General features: G+C 71.4%; 23 protein-coding genes. 12 read left to right on the top strand and 11 right to left on the bottom strand.

Translation table 11 applies throughout. The features are described 5' to 3' along the window. The first annotated feature begins 20 nt into the window (after nucleotides 1–20). A complete protein-coding gene (locus ADY59_RS16280) occupies nucleotides 21–1295 on the top strand; it encodes an aspartate kinase (RefSeq protein WP_049562985.1) in 1275 nt (424 codons plus the stop codon). After that, nucleotides 1292–2350 (top strand): aspartate-semialdehyde dehydrogenase, encoded by a 1059-nt coding sequence (locus tag ADY59_RS16275; RefSeq protein ID WP_049562983.1) that lies wholly within the window; start codon nucleotides 1292–1294, stop codon nucleotides 2348–2350. Before ADY59_RS16280 ends, ADY59_RS16275 begins: the two co-directional genes overlap by 4 nt. 102 nt (nucleotides 2351–2452) lie before the next feature. Here the strand turns inward: ADY59_RS16275 and ADY59_RS51450 are convergent, their stop codons facing one another. Further along, nucleotides 2453–3424, bottom strand: coding sequence for a hypothetical protein (locus ADY59_RS51450; protein ID WP_197093682.1), 972 nt, complete (start codon nucleotides 3422–3424; stop codon nucleotides 2453–2455). A 173-nt stretch (nucleotides 3425–3597) separates the two neighbouring features. Between ADY59_RS51450 and ADY59_RS16265 the strand changes: the two genes are divergently transcribed. The 4 genes from ADY59_RS16265 (at nucleotide 3598) to ADY59_RS16250 (ending at nucleotide 7123) form a co-directional block, all read left to right on the top strand. After that, a complete protein-coding gene (locus tag ADY59_RS16265; protein WP_049563047.1) occupies nucleotides 3598–4266 on the top strand; it encodes a TetR/AcrR family transcriptional regulator in 669 nt (222 codons plus the stop codon). 57 nt (nucleotides 4267–4323) lie between these two features. Further along, nucleotides 4324–5283 (top strand): LLM class F420-dependent oxidoreductase, encoded by a 960-nt coding sequence (locus ADY59_RS16260; protein WP_049562982.1) that lies wholly within the window; start codon nucleotides 4324–4326, stop codon nucleotides 5281–5283. Between the two features lie 6 nt (nucleotides 5284–5289). Beyond that, a complete protein-coding gene (locus ADY59_RS16255) occupies nucleotides 5290–6705 on the top strand; it encodes an amidase (RefSeq protein WP_049562980.1) in 1416 nt (471 codons plus the stop codon). Nucleotides 6706–6766: 61 nt separating this feature from the next. Next, nucleotides 6767–7123, top strand: a complete 357-nt coding sequence (locus ADY59_RS16250) for a YkvA family protein (protein WP_049563045.1) — start codon at nucleotides 6767–6769, stop codon at nucleotides 7121–7123. Here ADY59_RS16250 and ADY59_RS16245 read toward each other — a convergent pair. The 4 genes from ADY59_RS16245 to ADY59_RS16230 all read right to left on the bottom strand — a co-directional run bounded on the left by ADY59_RS16245 (nucleotide 7120) and on the right by ADY59_RS16230 (nucleotide 10475). Continuing rightward, nucleotides 7120–8316, bottom strand: coding sequence for an amidohydrolase family protein (locus tag ADY59_RS16245; protein ID WP_049562978.1), 1197 nt, complete (start codon nucleotides 8314–8316; stop codon nucleotides 7120–7122). The genes ADY59_RS16250 and ADY59_RS16245 overlap by 4 nt on opposite strands. 134 nt (nucleotides 8317–8450) lie before the next feature. Beyond that, on the bottom strand, nucleotides 8451–9194 hold the full coding sequence (locus tag ADY59_RS16240) for a tyrosine-protein phosphatase (protein ID WP_049563044.1): 744 nt from the start codon (nucleotides 9192–9194) through the stop codon (nucleotides 8451–8453). A 10-nt stretch (nucleotides 9195–9204) separates the two neighbouring features. Then, nucleotides 9205–9999: an SURF1 family cytochrome oxidase biogenesis protein gene (locus tag ADY59_RS16235; RefSeq protein WP_082310143.1), complete on the bottom strand. Its 795-nt coding sequence runs from the start codon at nucleotides 9997–9999 to the stop codon at nucleotides 9205–9207. 29 nt (nucleotides 10000–10028) lie between these two features. Then, on the bottom strand, nucleotides 10029–10475 hold the full coding sequence (locus ADY59_RS16230) for a winged helix-turn-helix transcriptional regulator (protein ID WP_156325537.1): 447 nt from the start codon (nucleotides 10473–10475) through the stop codon (nucleotides 10029–10031). A gap of 60 nt (nucleotides 10476–10535) precedes the next feature. Between ADY59_RS16230 and ADY59_RS16225 the strand changes: the two genes are divergently transcribed. Further along, nucleotides 10536–11057: a GNAT family N-acetyltransferase gene (locus ADY59_RS16225; RefSeq protein WP_049562976.1), complete on the top strand. Its 522-nt coding sequence runs from the start codon at nucleotides 10536–10538 to the stop codon at nucleotides 11055–11057. Next, the gene (locus ADY59_RS16220; RefSeq protein WP_049562975.1) at nucleotides 11054–11647 is read left to right on the top strand and encodes a TetR/AcrR family transcriptional regulator; all 594 of its coding nucleotides are present in this window, start codon (nucleotides 11054–11056) and stop codon (nucleotides 11645–11647) included. The genes ADY59_RS16225 and ADY59_RS16220 overlap by 4 nt, the downstream gene beginning before the upstream one ends. On the opposite strand, the gene ADY59_RS16215 is transcribed toward ADY59_RS16220, so the two are convergent. After that, nucleotides 11598–11945, bottom strand: a complete 348-nt coding sequence (locus tag ADY59_RS16215) for a hypothetical protein (RefSeq protein WP_049562973.1) — start codon at nucleotides 11943–11945, stop codon at nucleotides 11598–11600. The genes ADY59_RS16220 and ADY59_RS16215 overlap by 50 nt on opposite strands. 152 nt (nucleotides 11946–12097) lie before the next feature. Here ADY59_RS16215 and ADY59_RS16210 point away from each other — a divergent pair, with 152 nt between their 5' ends. Then, on the top strand, nucleotides 12098–13495 hold the full coding sequence (locus ADY59_RS16210; RefSeq protein ID WP_049562971.1) for a N5-glutamine methyltransferase family protein: 1398 nt from the start codon (nucleotides 12098–12100) through the stop codon (nucleotides 13493–13495). Between the two features lie 345 nt (nucleotides 13496–13840). Here ADY59_RS16210 and ADY59_RS16205 read toward each other — a convergent pair whose 3' ends face one another. From ADY59_RS16205 to ADY59_RS16195, 3 genes are all read right to left on the bottom strand, one after another. Further along, entirely contained in the window at nucleotides 13841–16810 is a 2970-nt protein-coding gene (locus ADY59_RS16205; protein WP_049562969.1) for an AfsR/SARP family transcriptional regulator, read from the bottom strand. Between the two features lie 157 nt (nucleotides 16811–16967). Further along, a complete protein-coding gene (locus tag ADY59_RS16200; RefSeq protein WP_049562967.1) occupies nucleotides 16968–17612 on the bottom strand; it encodes a GNAT family N-acetyltransferase in 645 nt (214 codons plus the stop codon). A 131-nt stretch (nucleotides 17613–17743) separates the two neighbouring features. Continuing rightward, the gene (locus tag ADY59_RS16195) at nucleotides 17744–19018 is read right to left on the bottom strand and encodes a pyridoxal phosphate-dependent aminotransferase (protein ID WP_049562965.1); all 1275 of its coding nucleotides are present in this window, start codon (nucleotides 19016–19018) and stop codon (nucleotides 17744–17746) included. Between the two features lie 79 nt (nucleotides 19019–19097). On the opposite strand from ADY59_RS16195, the gene ADY59_RS16190 reads away from it, so the two are divergent. The 3 genes from ADY59_RS16190 to ADY59_RS16180 are packed head-to-tail and all read left to right on the top strand — an operon-like array spanning nucleotide 19098 to nucleotide 21745. Further along, nucleotides 19098–20033 (top strand): LysR family transcriptional regulator, encoded by a 936-nt coding sequence (locus tag ADY59_RS16190; RefSeq protein WP_049562964.1) that lies wholly within the window; start codon nucleotides 19098–19100, stop codon nucleotides 20031–20033. An 11-nt stretch (nucleotides 20034–20044) separates the two neighbouring features. Next, on the top strand, nucleotides 20045–20716 hold the full coding sequence (locus tag ADY59_RS16185; RefSeq protein WP_049562962.1) for a ribonuclease HII: 672 nt from the start codon (nucleotides 20045–20047) through the stop codon (nucleotides 20714–20716). A 33-nt stretch (nucleotides 20717–20749) separates the two neighbouring features. Continuing rightward, nucleotides 20750–21745, top strand: a complete 996-nt coding sequence (locus tag ADY59_RS16180; RefSeq protein WP_049562961.1) for an LLM class flavin-dependent oxidoreductase — start codon at nucleotides 20750–20752, stop codon at nucleotides 21743–21745. 5 nt (nucleotides 21746–21750) lie between these two features. Here the strand turns inward: ADY59_RS16180 and ADY59_RS16175 are convergent, their stop codons facing one another. Together ADY59_RS16175 and ADY59_RS16170 are read right to left on the bottom strand one after the other, a co-directional pair. After that, nucleotides 21751–22137, bottom strand: coding sequence for an SCO5389 family protein (locus ADY59_RS16175; RefSeq protein WP_049562960.1), 387 nt, complete (start codon nucleotides 22135–22137; stop codon nucleotides 21751–21753). Nucleotides 22138–22246: 109 nt separating this feature from the next. Then, nucleotides 22247–23176 carry an ATP-binding protein gene (locus ADY59_RS16170; protein ID WP_049562958.1) on the bottom strand — a complete coding sequence of 310 codons (930 nt, stop codon included), beginning with the start codon at nucleotides 23174–23176 and terminating at the stop codon, nucleotides 22247–22249. Nucleotides 23177–23220 lie beyond the last annotated feature (44 nt).

Here is a 23220-nt window from a genome sequence, read left to right as displayed (position 1 = left end):
GTCCAGACCGGGAGACTCTCGTGGCGCTCGTTGTGCAAAAGTACGGTGGTTCGTCCGTCGCCGACGCGTCCTGCATCAAGCGGGTCGCGCAGCGGATCGTCGCGACGAAAAAAGCCGGCAACAACGTGGTCGTCATCGTCTCCGCCATGGGCGACACGACGGACGAGCTGCTCGACCTGGCCGAGCAGGTGTCGCCGCTGCCGCCGGGCCGCGAGCTCGACATGCTGCTGACCTCCGGCGAGCGCATCTCGATGGCTCTGCTGGCGATGGCGATCGCCAACCTGGGGCACGAGGCCCGCTCGTTCACCGGCTCGCAGGCCGGCGTGATCACCGACTCGACGCACGGCAAGGCGCGCATCATCGATGTGACGCCGAGCCGCATCCAGGAGGCCCTCGACCAGGGCCACATCGCGATCGTGGCCGGTTTCCAGGGCGTCTCGCAGCAGTCCAAGGACATCACCACGCTGGGCCGAGGCGGCTCCGACACGACCGCGGTCGCGCTGGCCGCGGCGCTGGAGGCCGACGTCTGCGAGATCTACACCGACGTCGACGGCATCTTCACCGCCGACCCTCGGATCGTGCCGGCGGCGAAGCAGATCCCCAGGATCTCCTACGACGAGATGATGGAGATGGCGGCCTGCGGCGCGAAAATCCTCCACCTGCGCTGCGTCGAGTATGCTCGCCGCTTCAACCTGCCGATTCACGTACGCAGCTCGTTCAGTAACAGGGAAGGCACGTGGGTCGTCTCCGACCCTTACACCGAAGGAACCGAGATGGAGCAGCCGATCATCTCCGGCGTCGCGCACGACCGGAGCGAGGCCAAGATCACTGTTGTCGGGGTGCCCGACAAGGTCGGTGAGGCTGCCACGATCTTCAAAACTCTGGCCAACGCCGAGATCAACATCGACATGATCGTGCAGAACGTCTCGGCGGCGGCGACCGGCCGCACCGACATCTCCTTCACGCTGCCCACGGCCGACAGCCAGACGGCGCTGACGGCGCTGAAGAGGATCCAGAGCGAGATCGGTTACGAGTCGCTGCTGTTCGACGACCAGATCGGCAAGGTGTCGCTGATCGGCGCGGGCATGCGCTCGCACCCGGGCGTCACCGCGACGTTCTTCGCGGCCCTCGCGGACGCGGGGGTCAACATCGAGATGATCTCCACGTCGGAGATCCGCATCTCCGTGATCGTCGAGCAGGACGGTGTCGACGCGGCCGTGGCGGCCGCCCACCGTGCCTTCGATCTCGACTCCGACCAGGTCGAAGCCGTTGTGTATGGAGGTTCAGGACGATGAGCAGGCCCAATCTCGCCCTGATCGGGGCCACCGGAGCCGTCGGCACCGTCATGCGGGACATCGTCTCCACGCGTGACGACATCTGGGGCGAGGTGCGCCTGGTGGCCTCCCCGCGCTCGGCCGGCAAGGTGCTCCAGGTGCGCGGCGAGGACGTCGTCGTGCAGGCGCTGGCGCCCGAGGTGTTCGACGGCATCGACATCGCCATCTTCGACGTGCCCGACGAGGTGTCGGCCGTGTGGGTGCCGATCGCGGCCGAGCGTGGCGCGATAGCGATCGACAAGTCCGGCACGTTCCGGATGGAGCCCGACGTCCCGCTGGTGGTGCCGGAGGTCAACCCGCTCGACGTGCGCGAGCGGCCGCGCAACATCATCTCCACGCCCAACTGCACCACGCTGTCGATGATGACGGCCATGGGCGCGCTGCACGCCGAATACACCCTGACCGAGCTGGTCGTCGCCTCCTACCAGGCGGTGTCCGGTGCGGGCGTGGCGGGCTCGGCGCGGCTCTACGACGAGGTCGAGGCGCTGGCCGGCGACCGGTCGATCGGTCAGGTGGCCGGTGACGTGCGCAAGGCGCTGGCCAACAAGCTGCCCGACGACTCGCCGTTCCCGGCGCCGATCGCGTTCAACGTGGTGCCGTGGGCGGGCTCGTACAAGGACGGCGGATGGGCGTCCGAGGAGCTCAAGCTGCGCAACGAGTCGCGCAAGATCCTCGGCATCCCCGACCTGAAGGTCTCGGCGACCTGTGTCCGGGTGCCGGTGATCACCACGCACTCGCTGGCCGTGCACGCGCGGTTCGCGCGCGAGATCACGGTTGCCGGCGCGCACCGGGTGCTGGGCGCGGCGCCGACGGTGGTCCTCATGGACGACCCGGCCAACGGCGTCTACCCGACCCCCGCCGACGTGGTGGGCACCGACCCGACGTACGTGGGCCGGGTGCGCCAGGCGATCGACTTCCCCAACACGCTGGATCTGTTCGTGTGCGGTGACAACCTGCGCAAGGGTGCCGCGCTGAACGCGGCGGAGATCGCCGAGCTGGTCGCCTCGGAGTTCTGACGAAGCGGGCGGGCTCTGTCCACCGGGCGGGCTCTGTCCACCGGGCGGGCTCTGTCCACCGGGCGGGCTCTGTCCACCGGGCGGTGGACGGAGCCGGCCCTGTCACCGGAACAGGATGTCCCAGTGGTCGCCCTCGTCGGCGTAGACGTCGCCTGACGCCGAGCGGTAGAGGGTGGCGCCATCGCCGCGCATGCCCGTCCGGTCATGGTTTTTGGTGATGTACCGGTCGATGCACTGGTTGTGTGAGATGTCGAGCTTGTAGCCGTTGCCGTGGCTGAACCGGCCGGAGGCGTGGCCCGTCTCCGTGCCTCCCGTCACCATGATCGGGCACCGGCTGCGCCGCTTGAGCTCCACGGCCTTGGCGACCGTGCGGGTGCGTACCGAGTCGAGCGAGGTGCAGTGACGCAGGTGCTTGCTCGTGCAGTTGCCCGTCGACTTCCAGCGCAGGCCCGCGTCCTTGAGCCAGTCGGCCGCGTTCGCGTGCGACAGGTGCACGGTGGCGTGCCTGGGGCGGGCGCGGTGCAGGTCGACCGCGTGGCGGCGGTGCCGCTTGGCGTTCGCCCCGGCCTCCTTGCCCCCGCGGGCCCGCGGCTCGGACCGCTCGGCTTGCTCGGTCTGCTCGGCTTGGCCGACGTCGAAGCGCCGTAGATACAGCTCGCGGAACTCGCGCTCGTCGCCGGGCTCCCGGAGGTCGTCGGTCTCGCGCGGGCCGGTGGGCTCGCGCGGGTCCGCGGGTTCCCGCGGGTCGGCGGGCTCCCGTAGGCCGGTGGGCCGGTACGGGTCGCCGGACCTGCCGTCGTGATCGCGGGTCTCGCGAAGCCTGCGCAGACGCTCCACCTCGTGGATGGAGCCGAGCTGGGCGTGGTAGGCCCGCTCCAGGCTCGCCGCCGTCTTCTCGAGCATGGAGTACCAGCGAGGGGCGTTGTACATGTCGCCGGCTTCGTAGACCCGGATGACCGGGTCCGGAGCCTGGCGTGGCTCGTCCGCCGGCGTCCTGGGGGCGGCCGAGGCCGCAGACGCCATCGCGATGATGGAGATCTCGATACCAAAGAGCGCGACCACGAGGAGCCGCACTGTCCTACGTATCCACATGTCGATGCCTTTTCGCGGAATAGCCCTTCCGCTGAAACCATCAATCCCACCGTTCACAGTGGATAACCCCTGTCGCACTGGGATTTTTGCCTTGTGGCGGCGATCACCGTGCGGCTCCATGACCTAACCCGGCAATAAGCCGTAAAGTGACGAACGTGTCCGAAGCCCGAAACCGAGGATCGGAGAGCACTCGAGAGGTCATCGTCGAGACGGCCTTGCGACTGTTCCGGGAGCGCGGCTTCGAAGCGACGACGATGCGCGCCATCGCCGCCGAGGCCGGTGTGTCCGTGGGTAACGCCTACTACTACTTCGCGAGCAAGGAAGCGTTGATCCAGGCGTACTACGACCGCGCCCAGACCGAGCACGAGCAGGCCTGCCGGGAGCTGCTCGCGACCGAGTTCACGCTGGCCGGGCGGCTGAGCGGGGTGCTGCGCGAGTGGGTGCGCGTCTCGGAGCCGTACCACGAGTTCGCGGTCAAGTTCTACAAGCACGCGGCCGAGCCGACGAACCCGCTGAGCCCGTTCAGCGAGCAGTCGTCGCCGGCCCGCGAGGCCTCCATCGCGATCTACCGGCAGGTGGTCGAGGGGGCGCGTGACCGGATGAACGCCGAGTTGCGCGAGGAACTGCCCGAGCTGCTCTGGCTGCTGTCCATGGGCATGGTGCTGTTCTGGGTGCACGACGCCTCGCCCGGCTGCGCGCGCACGTACCGGCTGATCGAGGTGACGGTGCCGCTGGTGGACCGGCTGGTCGGGCTGTCGCACCTGCCGGGGCTGCGGGGGATCACCAAGGACTTCATCGCCGCGGTGCACGAGCTCCGGGCGTAGTCCCGGCCACATACCGGTTGGTATGGTCGGGGCACACCCGGAGCCCGGAGGCGCGCTATGACCCAGAACTGGGGCATGACCATCCCCTTCTACGACCGTTCCCTGGCCCAGTCGCAGGAGCTGATCGCGGAGCTGCCCGCGCTCGGCTACACCGATCTGTGGTCGGCCGAGGTCAACGGCACGGACGGGTTCACGCCGCTGGCGCTGGCCTCGCAGTGGGCCCCCGGCGTCCGGCTGGGCAGCGCCATCGTGCCCGTCTCCACGCGCGGGCCGGGGCTGCTGGCCATGTCGGCGGCGACGCTGGCCGACCTCGCGCCGGAGCGGTTCGTGCTCGGCATCGGCTCGTCGTCACCGGCGATCGTGGAGCGCTGGAACGCCGTCGAGTTCGCCAAGCCGTACGCCCGCACCCGCGACACCCTGCGCTTCCTGAAGAAGGCGCTGGCCGGCGAGAAGGTGTCGGAGGCGTACGAGACCTTCCAGATCAAGGGCTTCAAGCTGGAGCGCGCGCCGAAGGTGCCGCCGAAGATCGTGCTGGCCGCGCTGCGGCCGCGGATGCTGCGGCTGGCGGCCGAGGAGGCCGACGGCGCGATCACCAACTGGCTCTCGCCGGACGACGTGCGCAAGGTGCGCGCGGAGATCGGGCCGGACACCGAGCTGATCGCCCGCCTGTTCGTCTGCGTGAGCGAGGACACCGACCGCGTGCGCGAGCAGGCCCGGTGGATGCTGGCCTCCTACCTCACGGTGCCGGCGTACGCGGCCTTCCACGACTGGCTGGGACGCGGCGAGGTGCTGCGGCCGCTGCACGAGGCGTGGGCGGCCGGCGACCGCAAGTCCGCGCTCAAGGCGATCCCCGACGAGGTCGTGGACGCGCTCATCGTGCACGGCGACGCGGCGACCTGCCGGGCCCGGATCGAGGAGTATGTCGCGAACGGCCTCAACACGCCCGTGCTGGCCCCGATCCCGGGCGGAGAGGTCTCCATCACCCAGGCCGTCCGCGACCTGGCTCCGAAGGGCTGAGGGCGCATGGACGACGTTCTGAAGCTGGACGCGGTCGGCCAGGCGCGGGCGGTACGCGAGCGGCTGGTGTCGCCGCGCGAGCTCGCCGAGGCCGCCATCGCCCGGATCGAGGCCCGCGACGGCGAGCTGAACGCGGTCGTGCACCCCCGGTTCGAGCGGGCGCTGGCCGAGGCCGCCGACATTCCCGAGCACGCGCCCTTCCGCGGCGTGCCGATCCTGCTGAAGGACCTGGGCTGGCAGCAGGCGGGCGAGCCCTACAGCGCGGGCTCGCGGGTCTACGACGGCCTGCCGGTCGAGGAGGACGGGCACGGCGTGGCCCGCCTGCGCGAGGCCGGCTTCCTGGTGCTCGGCCGCACCAGCACGCCCGAGTTCGGCAGCACGATCACCACCGAGCCCGCCGCGTTCGGCCCCACCCGCAATCCGTACGATCCCGCGTACTCGGCCGGCGGGTCGAGCGGCGGGTCTGCGGCGGCGGTGGCGGCCGGGATGGTCGCGCTGGCGACGGTCGGCGACGGCGGCGGCTCGATCCGCATCCCCGCCTCGTTATGCGGCCTGGTGGGCCTGAAGCCCACCCGCGGGCGCGTCAGCTTCGCGCCGACCCTGGGGGAGGGCTGGAACGGCTTCTCCTGCCCGGGGTTCGTGACCAGGACCGTGCGTGACACCGCCGCGGCGCTCGACCTGGTCTCCGGGTACGTGCCCGGCGACCCGTACGCCGCCCAGCCGCTGCCGCGCCCGCTCGCCGAGGAGGCCGGGGCCGACCCGGGACGGCTGCGGATCGGGTACGTCACCGCGCACCCGCGAGGCGACGTGCCGGAGGACCCCGACCTGGCCGACGCCGTGACCGGGGCGGCGGCGCTGCTGGCCGCGCTGGGCCACGAGGTGGCGCCCGGCTGCCCGCAGGCGCTGGGCGACGCGGACTTCCCGCTGCACTTCGGCGCGATCGTGTCCGACAATTTGGCCGCGCTCGTCGAGGGGCTGGGCCAGACCAGGGGCAAGGCCGTCGAACTGGAGGAGCTGGAGCCGCGCAACGCCGCCATGGTGGCGGCCGCGCGCGGGCGCAGCGCGGCGGCGCACCTGCTGGCGGCGCAGTGGATCGACCGCTTCCGCAGGCGGCTGGCGGCCTGGTGGACCGCCGGGCACGACCTGCTGCTCATGCCGTCGGTGGGCGTGGCGCCGTTCCCGCTCGGCTGGATCCCGCCGGAGGACCTGAGCACCGCGTTCGGCAGGACCGCGCACGTGGTGGCCTTCACCTCGCCGATCAACGCCAGCGGTCAGCCGGCCATCTCGCTGCCGCTGCACCGCACCCGCGACGGGCTGCCCGTGGGCGTCCAGCTCGTCGCGGCGGCCGGGCGGGAGGACCTGCTCATCAGGGTGGCGGCGCAGATCGAGGCGGCCAGGCCCTTCGAGCACGCGGCGCTGTGAGGAACTCCTTGCCCCGGGTAACACGTTATGTCGTGAGAGACGGGGTAAAGGGAGACTCATGATGGCGAAAGCAGCGAAGGCCGCGGCGGCCTATCGGGCCTACCGGGACGTCACCAAGCCCGGCACGCCCGGCCTCATGCCGCGGCTCCGGGCGATCCCCCGCATGCTCGGCGCCGCGCTCCGGGGCCGGTACGACGGGCTGGGCAAGGGCAGGCTGACCATGATGGCGCTCGGCGTCGTCTACCTGGTCTCGCCGATCGACCTGGTGCCCGACTTCCTGATGCTGATCGGCGTGGCCGACGACTTCGGGGTGTTCCTCTGGCTGATGGGGTCGTTGCTCGGCGAGAGCGGCCGCTACGTCGACTGGGAGCGCAGGATCATCACCGGCAGGGTGGAGCCGGCGCCGCAGGAAGGCTAGATCTCCTCCATCCTCAGCCAGGCGCGCGACGGCAGCGGGTGCCCGAACAGCCGGGCGGCGTTGCCGTACGCGACCCTGGCGATGTCGGCGGGAGGCAGCGCGCCGAGGTTGCGCGCGACGGACTTCTGGGTGTCGGGCCAGGTGGAGTCGGAGTGCGGATAGCCGCTCTCCTGCAGCACGTGGTCGAGGCCGACGGCGAGCCGCACCCCCGACAGGGCGTGGTCGTCGAGCGTGCCGAAGAAGAAGTTGCGGCGCAGCACCTCGCTGGGCTTGAGCCCGCCGTCCCACTGGGCTTCGCCGGCCACCGGGTGGTCCAGCGCGTAGTCGGCCCGCTCGGCGAGCACCGGCAGCCAGCCCACGCCGCCCTCGGCGATGAGGACGCGCAGGTTGGGGAAGCGCAGCGGCAGCCCGGACCAGAGCCAGTCGGCGCAGGCGAACATGGCGCTGGTCGGCATCAGCGTGGTGATCGCCTCGATGGGCGTGTCGGGCGACGGCACCGGTGACCAGCTCGACGCGCCGGTGTGCAGGCAGACGACCGTGCCGGTCTCCTCGCAGGCGGCGAAGAACGGGTCCCAGTGGCCGGTGTGGATCGACGGCAGCCGCAGCCGCGTCGGGAACTCGGGGAACACCACGGCCTTGAAGCCCCGGGCCGCGTTGGCGCGGATCTCCTTGGCGGCCACGTCGGGATCGGGCAGCCAGGGGAGCTGCAGGCCGATGATCCGCTCCGGGTAGGTGCCCGCCCAGACGTCGATGTGCCAGTCGTTGTAGGCCTTGATCAGCGCCAGGCCGAGTTCCTGGTCGCGGGTCCTGGCGAACGGCATGCCCGACTGCCCGGCCAGCATGCCGGGGAAGCACAGCGCCGCCCAGACGCCCGCGACGTCCATGTCCTGGATGCGGGCCTCGATGTCGTGGCAGCCGGGGCGCATGGTCTCGAACCTGACCGGGTCCAGGGTCCACTGCTCGCGGGGCAGTCCGGCGCCCACGTCGAGCCCCGCGCAGGGGTAGGTGGCGCCGCCGTAGCGCCACACCTGGTGACCGGCCTCGGTCTCCACGACCTTGGGCGCGACCTCGGCGTATTTCTCCGGCAGCCTGTCCTCGAAAAGGTCAGGGGGCTCGATCAGGTGATCGTCGGCGGAGATGATCACATAGTCGCGCCGCCTCGGCTCTGGATCGGGAAGCAGCGGCGTAGTCACGCAGGTAACCGTACGACGGCGGGATAACGTCGAACAAGCTGCGACGTATCCGTTGGGTATCCAGGCATATCCGAGGGCCGTTCTGGCCCGGGATCGCCGGGAGGGGGACGGTTGGCGATCCCGGGGCCCGGCCGCTACCCGCGGGCGACCGGTTCAGTCAGGAGATGGGCGCGCAGTTCGCCGACGGCGTCCGGGGTGACGCCGAGCACGCCGGTGACGTACGACTCCACCGAGCCGTGCCTGTCCTGCAGGCCGGCCAGGAACAGGCGCATGGCCTCGGCCGGGGCCAGGCCGAAGCCGGGCCACAGGTCGTCGTCGGGGTGCCGGGTGCGCCAGTCGGCGATGAACCGCTCGGTGGCCAGGCCGGTCAGCTCGTAGTCGGCCACGATGTCGTCGTCGGCCACGCCCGCCAGGGACAGGATCATGGCGGCGAGCAGCCCGGTGCGGTCCTTGCCCGCGGCGCAGTGGACCACCACGGGGGCGCTGTCGGCCCGGCAGATCGTCTCCATGGCGGTGCGCAGGTTGTCCACGCCGTCCTCGGTGACCTCCAGGTAGCGGTCGGCCAGGAAGCGCGGCACGCCCTGCGCCTCGTCGAAGGTCGCGAACTGCCAGCGCCGGCCCTCGATCGGCAGGTTGTGGTAGGCCAGCCCGTGCTCCTCGGGCACCCGGCCGTTCCGGTCCACCTCGAAGGGGTGGCGCAGGTCGATGACGGTGCGCACGCCCAGCGTGCGGAACGTCTCCAGGTCCTGGCCGGCCAGCCAGCCGAGGGAGTCCGCCCGATAGAGCCGCTGCCACCGGACGGTCCGGCCGTCCTGGGTGGCATATCCACCTATGTCGCGGAAGTTGTGGATTTTGGCGAACTTGATGTGGCGGATCACCCTCACCACCTTAGTTGGCGGACATTTCCACCTGCTCGTCGGCGGCGCGGGCCTCCTGCGCCTTCCGGTCGGCCAGCTCCCGGCGGATCAGCAGCACCCAGCCGCCGATCGCGATCCCGATGAACAGCCACCACTGCACGCCATAGGCCAGATTGAGCCCTCCACCTGCGCCGACGTCCGGTGCCGGCACCGGCTCGGGGGCCTGCGCGGGCGCGGGCCGCTGCTCGGTCAGCTCCACGAAACCACCCACGAGCCGGTACGGCAGCGCCTTGCCGATCTTCGCCGGGTCGATGAGCAGAACCTGGCCGGGCGGCAACCCGGGCCGCTCCCGGATGCCGCTGTTCGCCTCGGTCTCGCTGGGACGTAGCCGACCGGTGACACTTACCTCACCCGAGGGCGGCGGCGGCACCTCCGGCGGGGTGTCGGCGGTCGCCCCGGCCTGCACCCAGCCCCGGTTGACGAGCACGGCCTGCCCCTCGCCCGTCACCAGCGGGGTCAGGACGTAGTAGCCGTTGCGCCCCTCCTGCGGCCTGCGGCGCACCACCAGGCCCTGCCCGGCGTCGTACGTGCCCGTGACGACGACCTTCTTGAACCGGTCGGACTCCTTGACCTGCTCGCCGGCCCCGGCCAGGGTGCCGAGGGGCACCGGGGCGGCCTCGATGTTGGCGGTGACCAGGTCGCTGTTGGCCGAGCGCTCCTCGAACCGCCCGAACTGCCACCGGCCCAGGAACACGAAGGCGGGGATCACGAGCAGCACGACGATGTGAAGCGCGATCCAACGGGGTGTGAGCAGGAACCGGTACACGCTACAAGGGTAGGCACCGATGCCGGTGGTCAGGCGCCCGGTATCGCCGTGACCTCGCGGGGGCCGCCCACTTCATGGCCGTCGGCGCAGCGCAGGTGCTGCTCGACGAGGGCGCCGCAGTCGCGATGGGTCAGCAGGACGGGCGGGCCCTCCTCTCCGGACAGGTATCTGTCGCCCCAGTGCATGAGCGCGACCAGCAGCGGATAGAGGTCGCGCCCCTTGTCGGTGAGCCGGTACTCGTCGCGCTGGCGCTGGCCGGGCTCGCGGTAGGGCTCCTTGCGCAGCAGGCCCTCGTCCACCAGCCGGGTCAGCCGGGCGCTGAGCACCTGGCGGGGGGCGCCGGTGATCGCCTGCATGTCCGCGAACCGCCGGACGCCGCTGAACGCCTCGCGCAGCACCAGGAAGGTCCACTTCTCCCCGACGATGTCCAGGGTCCGCTCGATGGAGCAGTGGTTCACCCGGAAAGGCACGTTCATGGTGCCCATCATACCTGAGTTCAGTTGACAGACTCAGAAGGTGAAAGGCAAGCTGAGTCTGTGATTCGAACTCAGTGGCCGCTGATCCGCCCGGCGCGGGCCGACGACGGTGAGCTTGTCCGGCGATTCCTGGCCGGGCTGTCACTGCACACCCAGACGCTGCGCTTCTTCGCCGGCGTCACCCGCCCGTCCGCGAGCCTGGTGAGCACCCTGATCGAGGTCGACGGGCGCCGCGACGCCCTGGTGGCCCTGGTCGGGGGTGAGATCGTCGGCCACGCCATGAGCTACCGGGGCGGCGCCGCCGACGTGGAGATCGCCGTCGTGGTGGCCGACCACTGGCAGGGCTTCGGGCTGGGGCCGAGACTCGTCGACACGCTGCTGGTCAGGGCCGTCATGCGGGGCGCCACCACGGTGGGCATGGACGTGATGGGCGAGAACCGGCGGGCGCTGAGAATGATCCGCAGGCTCTGGCCGGACGCCCGGATGAAGGTCGAGTCCGGCTCGGTGGAAGTGACCGCTATGATCCAACAGGCGGGAGTATTTGCGGAACAACGTTCTGGTGGCTCACCATTGACAGCGTGAAGAGTGTCAAGAACGGACGCGACGGACGGACCCGGATCATCGAGGGCGCCCTCCGCCGCTTCAGCCAGGACGGCGTGTCCGCCACGACCCTGGCCAGCCTCCGCGAGGAGAGCGGCGTGAGCGTCGGTAGTTTCTACCATCACTTCGCCAGCAAGGAGCACGTTTTCGGCGTGCTCTACGGCGAGATCCTGGCGTCCTACCAGAGCGAGTTCCTCGCCGAACTGGTCGGGCACGACGACGCCCAGGCGGGGATCGAGGCGATCGTCGCCTTCCACATGCGCTGGGCCGGCGAACACCCGGAGCGCGCCCGCATCCTGGTGAGCGAGCGCCCGCCGCGCAAGCACGAGCCGGGCGGCGCCGAGGTGGCCGAGGCCCGGCGCGGCTTCTTCCGCCAGGTCTCCGACTGGTGGCGGCCGCACATGAAGAACGGCCTGCTCCAGCCGGTCCACCCGACCATGTGCTACGTGCTGTGGCTCGGGCCGGCGCAGGAGATGTGCCGGCTGTGGTTCGCGGGCGCGCACACCCCGACGGACGAGGAGATCAAGGGCCTGGGCGAGGCGGCCTGGCAGAGCCTGCGTCAGGCGGGCTGACCGGCGGCCCCAGCCGGGCGGGCACCCGCCAGCTCGACCGGTTGAGCGAGATGTCCAGCCGCAGCTCACCGCGCTGCCGGCGCAGCCCCGGCACCCGTACGCGATCATGCACGGCGAACCGGCCGCGGTGCCGGTAGCCGAAGCCGAGCTCACCGGGCAGCACCCGCATGTCGTCGTGGTTGCCGCAGCGCGGGCACGTCCACGAGACCAGGTCCAGCCACCGGTTGTAGCCGGAGCAGGCCGAGAAGTATTCGTCGGGCTTGAATCGGGACTGGCAGGCCAGGCACGGGATCAGCATGAATCCGCTCCTCGTCGAACGGCACACCGGCTCCCAGCAGTATCACGGCCCCGCTTGTTTTCAGCTCGCGCAAAACTCGGATGTCTCGGTAACAGTATGATCACTGACGGTATCGGAGCTTCCGATGTGATCTGCGGTGAAAGGATGGTCTCGTGGAACGACTGCGTGAGCACCTCCTGGAGACCGGCTACACGATCGACGGCGTCCGCGACCGGCTGGGCGACGTGGCGGCCACGGCGCTGGCCCGCGAGGAGCTGGTTCCGGCCCTGCGCGCCACCGCCGACGGCGACCCGCTGGGCACGCTGATCCGCCTGTGGTGGCTGGGCGCGTCCGTGGAGGCGAGCGCGCTGCACCGGTCGGTGCTGGAGTCGGGCCTCGTCACCGTGTCCGGCTCACAGGCTCGCGCGACCGTCCACCTGCAGCCCTGGGAGACCGGCGGCTACGTGGTCTCCGACCGCAAGGTGCGGCCGGGCGACCCGGCGCTGCGCCCCGACCACGTGGTCGGCGCCGGCGGCGCCTCGGCCAACCTGGCCCAGCTCGTCACCCGCCGCCCCGTCGGCCGCGCCCTCGACCTCGGCACCGGCTGCGGCGTCCAGGTGCTCTCCCTGGCCGGGCGGGCCGGCCACATCACCGCGACCGACGTGAACCCGCGGGCGATCGAGCTCGCCCGGCTGAGCTGGCGGCTGTCCGGCCTGACCGGCGTCGACGCCCGCACCGGCTCGCTGTTCGAGCCGGTGGCGGGCGAGCGGTTCGACCTGATCGTCTCCAACCCGCCGTTCGTCATCTCGCCCGGCGGCCGGCTGACCTACCGCGAGACGGGCGGCGACGGCGACGGCTTCTGCCGCGAGCTCGTACGGAACACGCCCGGGCACCTCAATCCCGGCGGCCAGGCCCACTTCCTGGCGAGCTGGCTGCACGTGGAGGGCGAGGACTGGCGCGACCGCGTCGGCGGCTGGCTGGGGGAGACCGGGTGCGACGCCTGGGTGGTGCAGCGCGACGTCCAGGACCCGGCCGAGTACGTCGAGCTCTGGCTCAAGGACGCCGCCGAGCAGGGCACCCCCGGCTACACCGAGCACTACGACCGGTGGCTGGCCTGGTTCGAGGAGCGCAAGGTCGAGGGGGTCGGCTTCGGCTGGATCACCATGCGCAACTCCGGCGCCCTGGATCCGGTCGTCCGCCTGGAAGGGCTCACCCACCAGGTCACGCTGCCCGTCGGCGGCTACGTCGACGACGTGCTCGACGCGATCGGCGCCGCCCATCGTGTCCGCGACCTGGGCTCGGCGCTGCTGCGCACCGCCGACGGGCTGCTCGACGAGCGCGTCGGGCTGCCGGGGGCGGAGGACCCGATGCGCATCGTGCTCCGCCAGACGTCCGGGCTGCGCCGCAGCCGGGAGGTCGGCACCGTGGAGGCCGCCCTGGCCGGGGTCTGCGACGGTGAGCTGGCGCTCGGGCCGCTGCTCAACGTGATCGCCGAGCTGGTCGGCGACGGCGAGATCCCCGACGCCGACGCCATCCGCCCCCTCATCGCGGAGGGTTACTTCCTGCTGTAGCCCCTCACCGCCGGAGGGTCCAGTCTCCTGGGCGTTGGTTCGAGGTTTCATGCGCGCCGGGTTTGGGTGTTGATTGGGCGTTGATCGGTTGTTGACGTGCGCGGTGGAAGCTTCTGACTACGACACGGACCTGGGGGGTTCGAGGACCGTGTCGGGTCCGGCCGGTCGTCGATGTGAGGCGGCTAGCCGCTACGCGGAGCATCCGGATAACCGGGCCCCCTAGCGACGCGTGGCGGTCAGATGGCCGGCCGGGCCGCGTATCTCATCGGCCACGGGGGTCGTGACTCCAAAGGGACAGCCTTGTTTAACCATGTGTGGATGACACGTCTGGACGACGAGCTGTACTCAGGACTCGACGACCTGAACGCGGTCGAGGAGGACCTTGATGTCCCCGGCCTCGGGAGCGCCCAGCCTGGTGAAGATGTCGAAGGCCTGACGTAGGCAGTCGACGCTCCTGGAGACGCTGCCGAGCCCGCGCAGCGCCTTGCCCAGCACCGCCAGCGACAGCGCCTCCCCGAAGGGGTGGCCGATGTCCCGCGACACGACCAGAGCCTGTTCGGCATGGCGTACGGCGTCGGAGTAGCGCTCGGCGGCGATGAACGTCTCGGCCAGCCGGGAGCAGACCCGCTGCTCCCATACCCGCTGCTTGCTGGCCCGGAAGAAGGCCAGGCACTCGGCGTGGTGGTGGACGGCCTCGGTGAGCCGGCCGACCCGCGACAGCACGATGCCCAGGTGGTAGCGGGCCCTGGCGGTGCCGGCGCCGCTGCCGATCTCGGTGAAGATGGCCAGGCCCTTCTCGGCGGCCGCGATGGCGTCGTCCGCGCGGCCCAGGCCGAGGTGGTCACGGGCGGAGTAGCTGAGCACCAGCCCCTCACCGGCGGGCACGCCGTTCTCCCGGTAGAAGCGCATGGCCGCGTCGAACCAGGCGAGCGCCTCGATGTGGCGGCGCTGCCGGCCGACCACGACGGCCAGCGCGTTCAGCACCTCGCCGGTGACGACCTTCTCCTTGCGCTCGACCGACAGCGTGTGCACGATCTCGAACTGCTCCTCCGCCTCCGGCAGCCGGTTGCCGGCGAACAGCACCCGGCCGAGCACGTAGCGGGCGCGCAGCTCGCCGGCCTGGTCGCCGAGCCGCCTGGCGGTGGCCAGCACCGCCCGGGTGCCGTGGTCGAACTCGCGGGTGTGGGTGCCGGACTCCAGCAGCGGCTCCATGGCCACCAGCAGGTCCCCGGCGGGCAGCAGCTGCTCGCCGGTGCGTGAGGAGGCGGCGGCCTGGTTGATCGCGGCGAACAGCGAGTCGCCCTCGGCGATCAGCCAGGCGACGGCCTCGTCGGCGGTGCCGAACGTCCGCCCGCTGCCGACCACCACCAGGTTGTCGGAGATCATGCTGCCCTCGTAGGCCAGCCGGTGCGCCGACTGGGCGGAGGCCAGGTAGAAGCCGAGCAGCCGGCGCAGCGCCATCGTGCGGGCCTGCGGCCGTTCGCTCTTCTCCAGCGCTCGCCGGGCGAACAGCTTGAGCAGGTCGTGGAAGCGGTAGCGGCCGGGCGCGGGCGCCTCCAGCAGGCTCGCGTCGACCAGCGACTCCAGCACGTCCTCGGCCTCGATCACGGTCGTCGACAGCACGGCGGCCGCGGCGCCCGCCGAGATGTCGGGCCCGTTGGGCAGCGACAGCAGCCGGAAGGCCCGGGCCTGGGCGGCTTCGAGCTGGCCGTACCCGAGGGCGAAGGTGGCCTCGACGGCGAGGTCGCCCACGCGCAGCTCGTCGAGCCGGCGCTGCTCGTCGGCGAGCCTGGGCACCAGCGAGGCGACGGTCCAGGAGGGGCGCGCGGCGAGCCTGGCGGCCACGATGCGGACGGCGAGCGGCAGGAAGCCGCAGGCGGCGACCACGTCCATGGCGGCGGCGTGCTCGGCGGCGACGCGTTCGGGCCCGGCGACCGAGGAGAACAGCGACAGCGCCTCGTCCGGCTCCATCACGTCCAGGTCGATGAGCCGGGCGGACGGCAGGTCGGCCAGCTTGCCCCGGCTGGTGACGATCGCCGCGCAGCCGGGCGAGCCGGGCAGCAGCGGGCTGACCTGCCGGGCGTCGCGGGCGTTGTCGAGCAGGACGAGGATGCGCCGGTCGGCGAGGATGGACCGGAACAGCGCGGAGCGTTCGGCCAGCCCCTCGGGGATCACGTCGGTCGGGATGCCGAGCGCGCGCAGGAACGCGCCGAGCGCCGATTCGGGCGCGGTGGCCTCGTCGGTGTAGCCGCGCAGGTCGGCGTAGAGCTGCCCGTCGGGGAACAGGTCGCCGGTCGCGTGCGCCACGTGCACGGCCAGCGTGGTCTTGCCGACGCCGCCGATGCCGCAGATCGCGGCGACGGGCACGCCTTCGGCGGGCGACTGGGCCGACAGCAGCGTGCGCAGCCTGCGGGCGATCTCCTTGCGCCCGGTGAAGTCGTTCACCGCCGCCGGGAGCTGTGCCGGGCGGGGCAGCTCGTGCGCCGGCTCCTCCTCGGCCAGGGGCTCGTCGGGGGCCACCTCGGCGGCGGCGAGCGTGGGGTCGGCGGCCAGGATGCGCTGGTGCAGCGCGGCCAGCTCGGCGCCGGGCTCGACGCCGAGCTCGTCGACGAGCGCCTCGCGGGTCTCGGTGAACACCGCCAGCGCGTCGCCCTGCCGCCCGCACCGGTAGTAGGCCAGCATGAGCTGGGCGCGCAGCCGCTCGCGCAGCGGGTGGTCGGCGGTCAGCGCGATCAGCTCCGACACGACCGCCGCGTGGTTGCCCAGCTCCAGGTCCATGTCCATGAGCGTCTCGATGGCGCTGAGGCGGCGCTCGATCAGCCGGTCGCGCTGGTGCTCGGCGTACGGGCCGACGGCCCCGGCCAGCGGCTCGCCCTCGAACAGGGCCAGCGCGGCCCGCATGCCCGCGGCGGCGGCCGACAGCCGGCCGGATCTGCGCGCGCTCTCGGCCTCGGTCATGCCGCGTTCGAACCGGGTCAGGTCGAGCGCGTCGCCGGGCAGCCGCAGCGCGTAGCCCCGGCCGACGGAGGTGAGCAGCTCGGGACGGGAGCGGGCGGGCCGGTCGGGCTCCAGGACGGTACGCAGGCGGGACACGTACGTGCGCAGTGCGCCGAGCGCCCTGGGCGGCGCTTCCTCGCCCCAGACGGCGTCGATCATCTCGGCCGGGGTGACCGCCCGGCCTTCCCTCAGGAGCAGCATGCCGAGGATGGACCGCTGCAGCGGAGTGCCGAGGTCGAGCTCCTGGCCATCGCGCCACGCGCGGACGGGACCCAGCACGGCGAACCGTAGCGCGCCTTCGATGTCCTGACCAGCCATGCCGCCTGTCCCCACATCAATGGAACGATTTGTTACCAAATGATAGATCCAACGAAGCCGAGCACCTAGGAATGCGGGCATTCGTTAACCGAAGCGTTGGCCGGCTTTGACGACACAGGCCCCGCCCATTGCGGGCGGGGCCTTCGACGGATGTTTCCTACGCTGCCTCGACCAGGCCGAGTCTATGGAGCAGCCGTTCTCGTACGGCCGGCCATTCGGAAATCAGGATCGAGTAGAACGCCGTATCTCGGACCGTGTCGTCGGCGCCTCGGCTTTCCGCTCGCCGCACCCCGTCGAAGTGTGCGCCGAGGGCCTCGATGGCGGCCCGGGACCGGACGTTCCTCACGTCGGCCTTGAGCGTGATGCGGTGGACCTGCCAGGTCTCGAAGGCGTGCGAGAGCATCAGGAACTTGCTCTCCCGGTTGGCACCCGTGCCCTGGGCGGAGGCGCCCAGCCAGGTGTAACCGATGTCGGCCACGGACGGGACCTCGCCCACCGCACCACGCGTGCCCGGAGGCCAGGGCATGGGACCCTGCCAGTACTCCAGGTTCATGAGACGGGTGGCACCGACCACACGGTCGGTGTGCAGCCACCGGATGGCGAAGGGCACGGTGCGGCCCTCCGCCTGCTCAGCCAGCGCGGCCTCCACGTAGGAGGCCATCTCGTCCCGGCTCTGCGGGACGCGGGTGAAGCCGTAAGCGGAACGGTCTTCACCCGCCGCGGCGACGAGGTCATCGACCGCCGCCAGGCTGAGAGGTTCCAGGCGCACAAGGCGCCCGGACAAGGTGACAAGAGCGGACATGTGCACATGATGGAGGGTGCTCGGAGCCTGCGGAACCACGCTATCGGGGCCGTCGTTCCCGGACTCCGGACGGCATGGTGTTTCCGCAGGTCAGAGGGGTAATTCGGAAGGATCTCCGGGGAAGATTTCGCCTAACCGTGACATCCGGTCGGCACGAGCGCCGGACGCTGTTCACGCGAGGTCAGGGAGAGCTCCTTCAGGCCCATCGACAGATGGTCGAGCGAGGCCGCGATCCACGGCAGCTGGAGCGGATCCGGGCTGGTCAGCGCGGTCAGCCGGGCCTCGGTCGTGTCCCCGTACAGCAGGCTGACCGCGACCCGCACGCGCGCGGCGGCCGGGTCGTCGCCGAAGGCGTGGCCGGGCAGCACCCCGAGGCCGTGCTGGTCGAGCAGGATCCGGGTGATGTCCGCCGAGCCGCCGAGCCGCAGATGGCTCAGGTCCGGGTAGAGGTAGAAGCCGCCCTGCGGAGCGGGCACGGAGGCGCCGATCTCCACGAACCTGTCGCGTACGGCACGGGCCAGCGTGCCGTGCAGCCGCCGGCTCAGCCTGACGCGCTCGGTGAGCTCGGTCGGGTCGGTGAAGGCGTACGCCGCGGCCTCCTGGACCGGTGCGGCCGGGGACGACCAGATCTCGCTGGCCACCGCGAGCAGCCGGGCGCGCAGGTCGTGGGCGCCGTCGGGGAGCCGGGCGACGCCGATCCGCCAGCCGCCCAGGGCCAGGCTCTTGCTCAGCCCGGTGGTGATGATCGTGCGCTCGGGCGCCAGATCGGCCGGGGAGGTGAACGGCGTGGTGGGCTCGTGCAGCAGATCGCGGTAGATCTCGTCGGAGATGATGTACAGGTCGAGTTCGCGGGCGAGCGCCGCCAGCCGGCGGATCGCCGAGCGCGGCGCGAGCCGGCCGGTGGGGTTGTCCGGCAGCGTCACGAGCAGGGAGCGTACGGTCCGGCCCTCGGCTCGGGCGCGCAGCACCGCCGAGGCCACCAGTTCGGGGTCCGGCACGCCGCCCTGACCGGCGGGCGCCGGGATCAGGATCGGGCGTGAGCCGACCAGGTCCGCCTGCGCCGCGTAGCTGACCCAGCTGGGCATGGGCAGGACGACGTCGCCGCCGATCGCCAGGAGCAGGCCGTACAGCAGGGATTTGCTGCCCGGTCCGCAGACGACCAGCTCGGGGTCGGTGATGAGCCCCCGTCGTGCCCAGTAGCCCGCCGCTGCCGTCCGGAGCCCGGCCGCCCCCGCGACCGGCCCGTAGCCGTTGCGTTCCGATGCGGCGGCCAGCTGGTCGCGCAGCGCCGGGTGGACGGGCAGCCCTGCCTCACCGAAGGCGAGGTTCAGCACGCGTTCCCCGGCGCGCCGTCTTCGTTCGATGTCCTCGTTCGCCGCCAGGGTGGCGGAGAGAGTCACGGTCATGTTTGTCACGTTCCCAGGGTGGTTGTAGGAAGGCATCAGGACAAGCGAGGCTTTTTGTGGGTAGGCGTAAGGAAGTCCGATGCTCGATTTGCGGCGGTTGACGTTGATCTGCGAGTTCGCACGGCGGGGCAGCATCGCCGCGACCGCGGAGTCGCTGGGCTACAGCCCCTCGGCGGTCTCGCAGCAGCTCGCCGCGCTCGAACGAGAGACCGGCACCGCGCTCATCGACCGGACCGCGCGCAGTGCCGAGCTGACCGACGCCGGCCGGAGGCTGGTGTCGCACGCGGAACGCATCCTTTCCATGGTCGAGGAGGCTGAGTCGGACCTTTCGGCTCACGCGGGCAGCCCCGCCGGACGTGTCGTGGTTACCGCCTTCCCCACAGCGGCCGTCGCATTCGCCCCGGCGCTCGCGCGTTCCCTCCGCCGTCACACCGAACTCACGCTCAGGCTGGGGCAGAGCAGGTCCGGCAAGGGAATGCGGGAGGTGCAGTCCGGCGAGGTCGACATCGCGCTCATCGACGACTGGTACGGCCAGGCCCGTGACAGCGAGAACCTGCGGGTCTTCCCGCTGCTGCACGACCCGCTGGTGCTCGTCGTGCCGCGCAAGCACCGCCTGGCCGATCCCGACGTGCCGCTCGACCTCAGGGAACTGCGCGACGAGCCGTGGATGGCCACCCCCGACGGCGAGCCGTCGCGGCTGGCGGTGGACCGGCTGTTCGTGGACGTGGGCGGCACCAAGCCGACGCCGTGGGAGTTCGAGGGGCTCGGCACGATCCTGTCGCTGGTCGCCAAGGGCATCGGCATCGCCGCCGTGCCCGCGCTGGCGCTGGCGGCGGGCGTGCGCGGGCTGTCGGTGCGGCACTTCCCCGGCAATCCCGTGGGGCGCGACGTGCACGCGGTGGCCCGCGTCTCCAGCGTCAACCGCCCGTCGGTGTCGGTGACGCTGCGGGCCATCCACGTGGCCGCCCGCTACATCGCCGCCGATCTGGATCCGGTACGGTTCGCGGAACGGTAGCGTTCTGCGCCATGGCGCCGACCTACGACATCGAGAGCCTCCTGCTCGCCCAGCCGAGCGTACGCACCGTCGCGGGCGTGGACGAGGTGGGCCGGGGCGCCTGGGCCGGGCCGGTCACCGTGTGCGCCGTCGTCACCGACCTGTCCGCGCCGCCCGCCGGGCTGACCGACTCCAAGCAGCTCTCCGCCGCCAAACGGGTCAAGGTCGCCGCCGAGCTGGAGTCGTGGGCCACGGGCATCGGCTTCGGGGAGGCGAGCCACGACGAGATCGACGAGCTCGGCATGACCGAGGCGCTGCGCCGGGCCGCCCGCCGGGCCCTCGAAGAGCTGCCCACCAGGCCCGACGCCGTCATCCTGGACGGCAAGCACGACTACATCGGGGCGCCCTGGCCGGTGCGCCTGGAGGTCAAGGGCGATTCGGCCAGCATCTCGGTGGCCGCCGCCTCGGTGCTGGCCAAGGTGAAACGCGACGCGTACATGGCCGAGATCGGCTGCGAGGAGTACGGGTTCGCGGAGAACGCCGGGTATCCGTCGCCGCAGCACCAGCAGACGCTGGCGGAGCTGGGGCCGACGGCGCACCACCGGCTTTCCTGGTCGTACCTGGACGACCTGCCGGCCTGGCGGCATCTCAAGCGGCACCGCGACCCGGCCGCCTGCGAGGGGCAGGTCAGCCTTTTCGGCTGACACCGGGGCCGGGCCTCGGCCATCATCGGTGGGATGCGCATCGGCATCTTCCTGGTCGCCGCCCAGTTCCCGGGCCGGGAGCCCGGCGCGGTCCTGGCCGACACGGTCGAGCTGATCGTGGCCGCCGAGCAGGCCGGGTTCGACGACGCGTGGATCGCGGAGCACCACTTCATGTCCTACGGCGTCTGCCCGTCGCCGATCACGCTGGCGGCGGTGGCGGTCGGGCGTACCACCCGGATCGGGCTCGGCACCGCGGTCGGCGTGCTGTCCACCCAGCATCCGATCGCGCTGGCCGAACAGGCCGCCATGCTGCACCACCTGTCGGGCGGGCGCTTCACGCTGGGCGTCGGGCGTGGCGGGCCGTGGATCGACCTGGAAGTCTTCGGCACCGGGCTGGACCGGTTCGAGCGGGGCTTCCCGGAATCGCTCGACCTGCTGGTGGCGGCCCTCTCACGGGAGACGGTGTCGGCGGACGGTGACTTCTTCGCCTTCCGCGACGTACGGATGGTGCCTTCGGCGCGCATGCGGCCGGTCGTCGCGTGCACGTCGGAGCCGACGATCGCGCTGGCCGCGGAACGCGGGCTGCCGATGCTGCTCGGGGTGCACGTGGGCGACGAGGAGAAGGCGGCCGCGGTCCGCGCGTACGGCGGGCACGGCGGGTCCGGTGGGCATGTCGCGGCGGCCGTCGCGCACGTGGCCGACACGACGGCGCAGGCCGTGCGGGAGCTCAAGGAGTCGATGCCCGCCTGGTTGAAGCCCGGACTGGCGAGCTACGTGCCCGTGGACGGGCGTCCGCGACCGGAGAGGGACGTGGACGCGTACGTGGACTTCCTGGCCGGGATCCACCCGGTCGGGTCGCCGGAGCACTGCGCCGCCAAACTGCTGCGCACCGCCGAGGCGACCGGCATCGACCACTTCATCCTGATGGTGGAGGTGACCGGGAACGCGCCGGAGAACGTGCGGCGGCTGGGCGCCGAGGTGCTGCCGCTGCTGAAGGACCGCCCGCCGGGTGTGGCGGGCGGCCCCTGAACGGATCAGCAGTCCACCAGCTCCGGCTCCTGGTTGAGGATCTGCGCCCGCGGCGTGACGAACTCGCTCAGCGCCTCGCGCGCCGCCGGGTCGAACACGGCCACCCGGTGACAGTTCTGGAAGGCCAGCTTCATGCCGAAGTGGCGCTCCAGGGCGCCCCGCATCGCGTCGCTGGCCAGGCAGCGCAGGAGCTGCCCGCGGGCCTGCTCGTCCGGCGGTGGCACCTGGTTGTCGGCGAACTGGGCGCCGGTCTTCTCACGCTGCTCGACCAGCTCGGTGATCACCGACCAGGCGTAGGGCAGGGAGTCGCGGACGCAGGCGACGAACGCCGCGTCGTCGACATCCCCGGCTCTGGCCTGGTCGAGAAGATCGTTCGGAACGGTCAGCGACATGCTGTCTCCTTTCGAAAGACATCAACTTGACGCTAGGTGAGCCTCCGGAAACGCTCCAGATGGCCGTGGGGGGACAGTCGTGTGGTCCGGTGGTCGCCTCTTGCTCGGCTCAGGGGCCGTAGACGAAGTCGGGGTCGATCTGGTCGGCCAGGTCGAGGCCGGTCCTGGCGTTGGCCCAGGCGCGCGCGTTGCGCAGGTGGAACTCGGCCGCCTGGCGGCCGAACCTGGCCCAGTCCTTCTCCTGCTCGTCGACGTGCTTGAGCAGCACGGCGAGCGCGTCGGCGTTGGCCGGCTCCAGGTCGTCGAGGCTGAAGGCGCGGCCCTGCTCCATGGCGCGCACCGCGGAGGAGTGCTCCAGCCAGGTGAGCAGGTCGTCACCCACGTGCTCGCGCAGGAAGTCGACGTCGGAGGGGCCGTGCACCTTGTTGCCGACCACGGCCAGCGGCACGTCGTAGTCGGCCGCGTAGTCGCGGTACTGCCGATAGACGCCGATGCCCTGCCGGGTCGGCTCGGCGACGAGGAAGGTCAGGTCGAAGCGGGTGAACAGGCCGGAGGCGAAGGAGTCGGAGCCGGCCGTCATGTCGACCACGACGTATTCGCCGTGGCCGTCGACCAGGTGGTTGAGCAGCAGCTCGACCGCGCCGACCTTGGAGTGGTAGCAGGCCACGCCGAGGTCGTCGTCGTTGAAGGGGCCGGTGGCCATCAGCCGGAACCCCTCCGGCGTGGCGGCCGCGTAGCGGTGCTCGGCCAGGTCCTTGACGGACACCAGCCGGGAGCCGCGGCCCGGCGGCGTGGTCTTGACCATGGCGGACGCCGAGGGGATGCGCGGGTTGTCGCCGCGCAGGAAGTCCTTGATCTCGGTGAGGTGGGCGCCGAGCGGCTCCGGCGCCCTGTCGAGCCCGAGCACCAGCGACAGGTGCTGGTTGATGTCGGCGTCGACCGCCACCACCGGCGCGCCCCTGCCCGCGACGTATCTGGCGAACAGCGCCGAGATCGTCGTCTTGCCGCTGCCGCCCTTGCCGACGAACGCCACCCTCACCGGAACCTCCTGGCGATGATTATGAAAACCGTTTCCGCTGGTAC

The organism is Nonomuraea sp. SBT364 (assembly GCF_001083785.1).
GTDB lineage: Bacteria > Actinomycetota > Actinomycetes > Streptosporangiales > Streptosporangiaceae > Nonomuraea.
Note: the sequence above shows the minus strand (reverse complement) of the source record. Positions and strands in the feature narration are given on the sequence as shown.